Genomic DNA, 5783 nt, shown 5'->3' on the forward strand with positions numbered 1-5783 from the left:
GCCCTCGAACATCTCGGCATCGTCCGCGTGCGCCGTCACCGGGCGCGCCGGGAATCATCCGCGGGTGCGGGTGGCAGCGACGGCCAGGGTCGCGTACCGCATGCGGAAACTGCCGCCGTGGGTGTCGATCGCGTCGCCCATGTCGGCCAGGAGTTCGTCGCGTCTGCCGGACGGGAGCCGGGTGTAGGCGCTCAGTGTGGGAAGGACGTCGAGCCATTCGTCGCGGGTGTAGGTGCGCTCCCAGTCGAAGCGCAGGAACTCCGGTTCGGCGAAGCCACCCGCTTCCCGGATGTTGTCGCCGGCTTTGGTCACGCTCCTGGTGCAGGACTCGAATGTCGAGGTGGAATTCTTGAGGAGCGTCGTGTTTTCGGGGAACATGCGTCGGTTGATCTCGAGGAACGCCTGGGCGAGTTCTCTAGGGGTTTCACTGGCGTTCCAGAAGATCGTGAGTCGGCCGCCGGGGCGCAGGGCGGTCGCTGCCTTCGCCGCGCCGGCCAGCGGGTCAATCCAGTGCCAGGTCCGGCCCGCCACGACGGCGTCGAACAAGCGGCCGGCGGGGTCCCAGGCCTCAAAGGTGGACACCTCGACGTCGAGCCCGCGCGAGCGGGCGTATGTGGCCGAGCGCTCGTCGGGTTCGACGCCGAGGACTTGGCAGCCGGTCTCCTGCAAGAGGCGGGCGACGACGCCGGTACCGCAGCCGACGTCGACCGCGGTGGCCGGAGCGGAGCTGGTGATGGCCTCGATCAGGGCCGGGGGAAAGCTCGTGCGGGCGCGGTCATAGCGCTCGGCGTCGGCGCCGTAGGACTCGGCCATCTCGCGGTGCTGGTGGAACATGCCGCTCGAAGTGGACATGCGCACACGCTAAGGGCCGCATGCGCACCGGTCAACGGCGACGATCTCGTTCTGCCCGTCGGTACCGTCCAGCCGGAACGGGCGGGGAAGGCCCCGCCGGCGGGGCTCACTTGAGGAATTCGGCCGCCCGCTCGCCCCATGTGCGGAGGTCGGCGCGGGTCTCGGACACGTGCAGGGTCGAGCCGGGGATCGCGGCGGCGAGCTGCTCCGACTGGGACACCGGGTGGCCCGGGTCGCCGGCCCAGGCGAGGATCAGCGTCGGCTGGGTGATCCGCGCGATGGTGTCCCGCGGCGGCAGGTCGCTGATGCCCGCCCCGAGCAGGACGGCCGGAAGCCATTCGGCCGTGACGTCCGGGGTGGGCGGAAAGCCCTCCACCTCCGCGAAGATGGTCGGCACCGGGGCCTTCGCCAGGACCTTGGCCAGGGCCTCCACCCCCTTCTGCTGTGCGTAGTCCGCCAGTTGCCGGTACACATCGCCCTGCGCGGCTCGTGTCTCCCAAGCCGTCGGAGGCGCGGTGAGGACGAGCCGGTCGAAGAGCTCCGGATCGGTCGTCACGGCGTGCAGCAGCCCTCCGGTGCCCATCGAGCAGCCGATCGCCGAGACGGGCTCCGCCGGGGAGAAGTGCCGGGCGAGCTCGACCATGTCCGCGCCGAGCGACTTCCACGAGTAGTCGGCCGGGTCGCCGGTCCCTTCGGACTCGCCGTGGCCACGGGCGTCGTAGGAGATGAGGCGGCGGCCCGCGGAGGTCACCACGGAATAGTCGGTCAGGTTCGCCCGCCGTTCGGAGGCCCGGCTGCCGCACAGTCCATGGGCGGAGAGGACGACCGGGCCTGAGCCCTCGTCGGAATAGGCGAAGCGGATTCCCCGCAGACTTACCGTCACTGTTCTGCCTTTCGAGTGTCGGCCACCCCCGTCGAGGATGATCCTAGAGCGCAGTGAGAAAGGCGCCTATGTCGGAGAACGACCGGGCGCCGCAGGCAGCGTATACAGTGCAGTCGCGACAGATGTGATCATCATCGGCCAGGTAGCAAGGAGGCTCATCCCCCGTGAAAGCCACCCCGCGGAGCACCAACCTGCAGCGGCCGATCCCACCGGAGATCTTCGAGCGCAACGGCTGCCCCTTCGACCCGCCCGCCGCCATGAAGGCCTTACACGACCGGGGCCCGGTGACCCGGATCGACCTGCTCAACGGTGCCCACGCCTGGATCGTCTCCGGCTACGAGGAAGTGCGCGCCGTACTCGGCGACGCCCGCTTCAGCTCCGACCGCCTGCGCTACCCGAGCACATTGAGCATGTCGCCCGAGGAAGTGGCCGACCGCCAGGCCCAGCCGGGCGGGCAGTGTCCTGCCGCCCCGCAGGAGCGCAAGGACGGCATGTTCATCTTCATGGACGCGCCCCAGCACCCGCGGCTGCGGCGGCTGTTGTCCGGCCAGTTCACCGTCAAGCGCATGAAACACCTGGAAGACCACGTCCGCGACGTCGCGGTGCAGCTCATCGACGTGATGCGCGCCGACGGCACGCAGGCCGACCTGGTCAAGGCCTTCGCGCTGCCACTCCCGTCGCTGGTGATCTGCGAACTGCTGGGCGTCGACTACGCAGACCGCACCGAGTTCCACCACAGCACCGCGGTCGCCCTGGACCTGTCACGCCCCAGCGAAGAACGCCGGCAGGCCAGTGGCGAGTTGCGTCAGTTCATGGCCAAGCTGGTGGTCGCCAAACGCAGTCACCCGGGCGACGACATCATCTCGGGGCTGATCCACGACCACTACGACCCACCGCTGACCGACCGGCAGTTGGTCGACATGGCCACCACCCTGCTCAGCGCCGGCCACGAGACCACCGCCAACATGCTCGGCCTGAGCGCCTTCGCCCTGCTGGAGAACCCCGACCAACTCGCCTGCGTACGCGACGACCCGGCGGTGCTGGACAACGGCGTCGAAGAACTGCTGCGCTACCTGTCGGTCTTCCACAATGGCCCGACACGGTTCGCCACCGAGGACCTGACCGTCGGCGACGTCACCATCCCGGCCGGCGACACCGTCGTCATGGCCGTACCGGTCGCCAACCGCGACGAGCAGCGCTGGTCCGAGCCCGACCGTCTCGACCTCACCCGCCCCCGAACGTCCCACCTCGCCTTCGGCCACGGCGCCCACCTGTGTCTGGGCCAGCAACTCGCCCGGGTCGAACTGCGCACGGGCCTCGCAGAGTTGATCACCCGGCTGCCCGGGCTCCGGCTCACGACCCCGGCGAGCGAGATCCCCCTGCGCGAGCAAATGGTCGTCTACGGCGTTCACTCGCTGCCCGTCGCCTGGGACTGACGGCACCACCGACGACCTGTGCCACGGGGCCCGGCCCGTCGGTCCAGGGCGGAGCGGATGTCAACGCTCGGCCGAGGTTCGGTCGGTGAGTTCTCGGATTGATCCGAGCGTCTCGATGCGCTGCACCAGGCCGATGATTTCGTCGGCGCGGTCGGCGCCGAGGATGGGGCCGACGAGGCCGGCGAACTTGGCTGTCAGAGTCTCCCACTGGCGGGGCAGCTCGTTGTCGGGCTTGACGGCCAGCGCGTTGACGCGCGCCTGCAGTTCCTCGCCGTTGGTGAGTCGTACCCGGACCTCGGTCGGCATGGTTATGTTGCGGACATGCGTGACCGGCGTGACCCGGACGCGACCGCGGAGGGCGACCATGGCGGGGTCCTGGATCCTCTCGTCGGTCAACGCGGAGGGTCCCGTCGCGGTTCCCGCGAGGGCCAGCGCCGCGCCGTAGCGGATGCTGAACATCCCTTCGACGCTGGTCCGGGGTTCCGCGATGTCGCACACCTCCAGGTGCTGCGCGGAGACGAACACCTCGGCTTCGTCGACATCGTCGGCGGAGAACGCGTGCTGCTCCCGAAGGAACTGGAAGCCGTCGATCGCGGAGTGCGTGGCGCCGCACAGCGCGTGCGGCTTGAACACGAGCCACTCGACGGCCAGCCGTTGGCGCAGCGACGTTCCCGGGCCCGTCGGGTTGAAGTCCGCGGGCCCGTTGTTGTGCGTGGCGGCGAACCCCTGCGGCGCCTCAAGAATGGTGGTGTCCCCGGTGTAGCCCGCTTCCGCCAGCCGGGCCGACAGGATTCCGACCGCTGCCGCGTTCCCGACGTTCAGGTGTTTCGACATCGTCCCGAAGCTCGCCCGTAAGCCCGACGCCTGGGTTCCGGCGATCCCCAACGCGTGCCGCAGCCGCGGCGGATCCAGCTCGAGAAGGCGGCCCGCGCCCATCGCCGCGCCGAATGCGCCGAAGGTGCTGCTGCCGTGGTAGCCGCGGTCGTACGAGGCGTTGCCGCACGCGGCGGCGACCATCTTTCTGGCCTCGTAGCCGGCGAGCATCCCCTGGATGGTCGTCGGCCCGTCCTTGTCCAGCTCCTCGGCCAGGGCGAACACCGCGGGAAGGACGACGGCCGACGGGTGGCCGCCGATGCTCATGTCGTCGTAGTCCAGCGCGTGAGCGGCGACGCCGCCCGCCAGCGCCGCCTGTCGCGCCGTCAGCCGGTGTGGAGTGCCGATCACTTGGGCCGTGGGGCTGCCGCCTTCGGCCGTCAGGAGCTGTTGGATCGCGCGGGCTGACGGCTCCTGCGCCCCGGCGATGCTGACCCCGAGCCAGTCGAGCACGGCGTGCCGCGTTCGCTCGATCACCCGCTCCGTCAGCTTCCGCGATGAGATCTTGCTGACCTCGGACACCAGGTGCTCGGTGTAACCGGTTTCGGTCTCCGAGGGGGCGGAGGCCGTGGTCACTGTCCGGCCGGTCATGGCTTCCACTCTCTGTCGCTCCGCTCTGCCCGGTGGGCTCGTCTCGCGCCGGCCGCTCGCCGTGGTGGAGATACCAACAACTGCGCATACAGTGAGTAATTTAAGCATGTGTTACGCTTGCGCCGCCCAGCCGGGGATGTGCTCCGCGCGGCTCGACGCGAAGCCGCGTTACGGAGCTCGGGAGTGTCACGCATCCACGACGTACTGATCCATGACGTACTGATCGACAAGCGTCTGCGTAACACCTAAGGGGACGGAATGGAAGCGCGTACCGCTACCCTCACCGAAATCCGCAACTGGTTGACGGATTACCTCGCCGCGAAGCTGGAGCGCTCGCCCGAGGAGATGGACACCACCGAGAACCTCATGCATTCCGGAGTGGACTCGCTGACGATGGTCGCGCTCGGTCTGAGCATCGAGGAGACCTTCCAGTTCGAGATCGAGCCGGACTTCTTCAGCCGTTTTTCCACCATCGACGAGGTGGCCAAGGCGGTGCACGACCGGGTGCACTCCTCCGCTCAGGAGGCAGGCGGCGACGCCGTGTGAGCGTCGGCCGCCGTTGAGGTGGCGGGTGACGCCGCCGAGGGCACCGCGATGCCCCGTCGCCATCGTGAAGTGCTCCAACAGGCCTCCCGGTACGTCCTGATCCAGTGATCGTGGACCATCCTGAGCCGGTAGATCACCAGTGTTATATGGACCACATTGCTTGTCGATCAACCGGTCGATACGGTGCGTTCATGGTCCAGTTAAGTGAGGATTTGGATGGTTGCCGAGTCGCGCCGTCCACTTCGGTGAACCGGCCCCGTGCCGCTGCCGCCGACCTCGGTGGCACCGGCGTCATCGTGGCAACCACCCTGGCCCAGCACGGTCCAACCGCGTCGCGGTACGAGGGATCCATGCTGGAGCAGCCCGGTGTCGGAGTGCGGTCGAGATTGCTCGACCCCGGATGGAGTCGTCCACGCCGACGCCCGCATCAGATCGGCAACCACCTTCTCCGCCCCTGATTCCGAGCGCCGATTCCACCGAGGCATGCTCAGATCCCCGGCTCGTAGCGACGTCCTGGGTGAATTGATTCGATGCCGGCCGTAGGTACGGCGATCGTCCCGGCAGTCCCGCCAACGCTCTGACACACAGGACAAGGTCGCGCT

At 68.6% G+C, this 5783-nt stretch carries 5 protein-coding genes; 2 read left to right on the forward strand and 3 right to left on the reverse strand.

Features of this window, described 5'->3' with window-relative positions:
- Positions 1–54: 54 nt before the first annotated feature.
- Together LIV37_RS41065 and LIV37_RS41070 are read right to left on the reverse strand one after the other, a co-directional pair.
- Positions 55–852, reverse strand: a complete 798-nt coding sequence (locus LIV37_RS41065) for a class I SAM-dependent methyltransferase (RefSeq protein ID WP_243146062.1) — start codon at positions 850–852, stop codon at positions 55–57.
- A gap of 106 nt (positions 853–958) precedes the next feature.
- Complete coding sequence (locus LIV37_RS41070; protein ID WP_020872953.1) at positions 959–1735, reverse strand: alpha/beta fold hydrolase; 777 nt, start codon at positions 1733–1735, stop codon at positions 959–961.
- A 164-nt stretch (positions 1736–1899) separates the two neighbouring features.
- Between LIV37_RS41070 and LIV37_RS41075 the strand changes: the two genes are divergently transcribed.
- Positions 1900–3171 carry a cytochrome P450 gene (locus LIV37_RS41075; RefSeq protein ID WP_020872954.1) on the forward strand — a complete coding sequence of 424 codons (1272 nt, stop codon included), beginning with the start codon at positions 1900–1902 and terminating at the stop codon, positions 3169–3171.
- A gap of 60 nt (positions 3172–3231) precedes the next feature.
- Here LIV37_RS41075 and LIV37_RS41080 read toward each other — a convergent pair whose 3' ends face one another.
- Positions 3232–4635: an MmgE/PrpD family protein gene (locus LIV37_RS41080; RefSeq protein WP_020872955.1), complete on the reverse strand. Its 1404-nt coding sequence runs from the start codon at positions 4633–4635 to the stop codon at positions 3232–3234.
- Positions 4636–4893: 258 nt separating this feature from the next.
- Here LIV37_RS41080 and LIV37_RS41085 point away from each other — a divergent pair, with 258 nt between their 5' ends.
- Positions 4894–5181, forward strand: a complete 288-nt coding sequence (locus LIV37_RS41085) for an acyl carrier protein (RefSeq protein ID WP_020872956.1) — start codon at positions 4894–4896, stop codon at positions 5179–5181.
- Positions 5182–5783 lie beyond the last annotated feature (602 nt).

This window comes from Streptomyces rapamycinicus NRRL 5491 (assembly GCF_024298965.1).
Taxonomy (GTDB): Bacteria; Actinomycetota; Actinomycetes; order Streptomycetales; family Streptomycetaceae; genus Streptomyces; species Streptomyces rapamycinicus.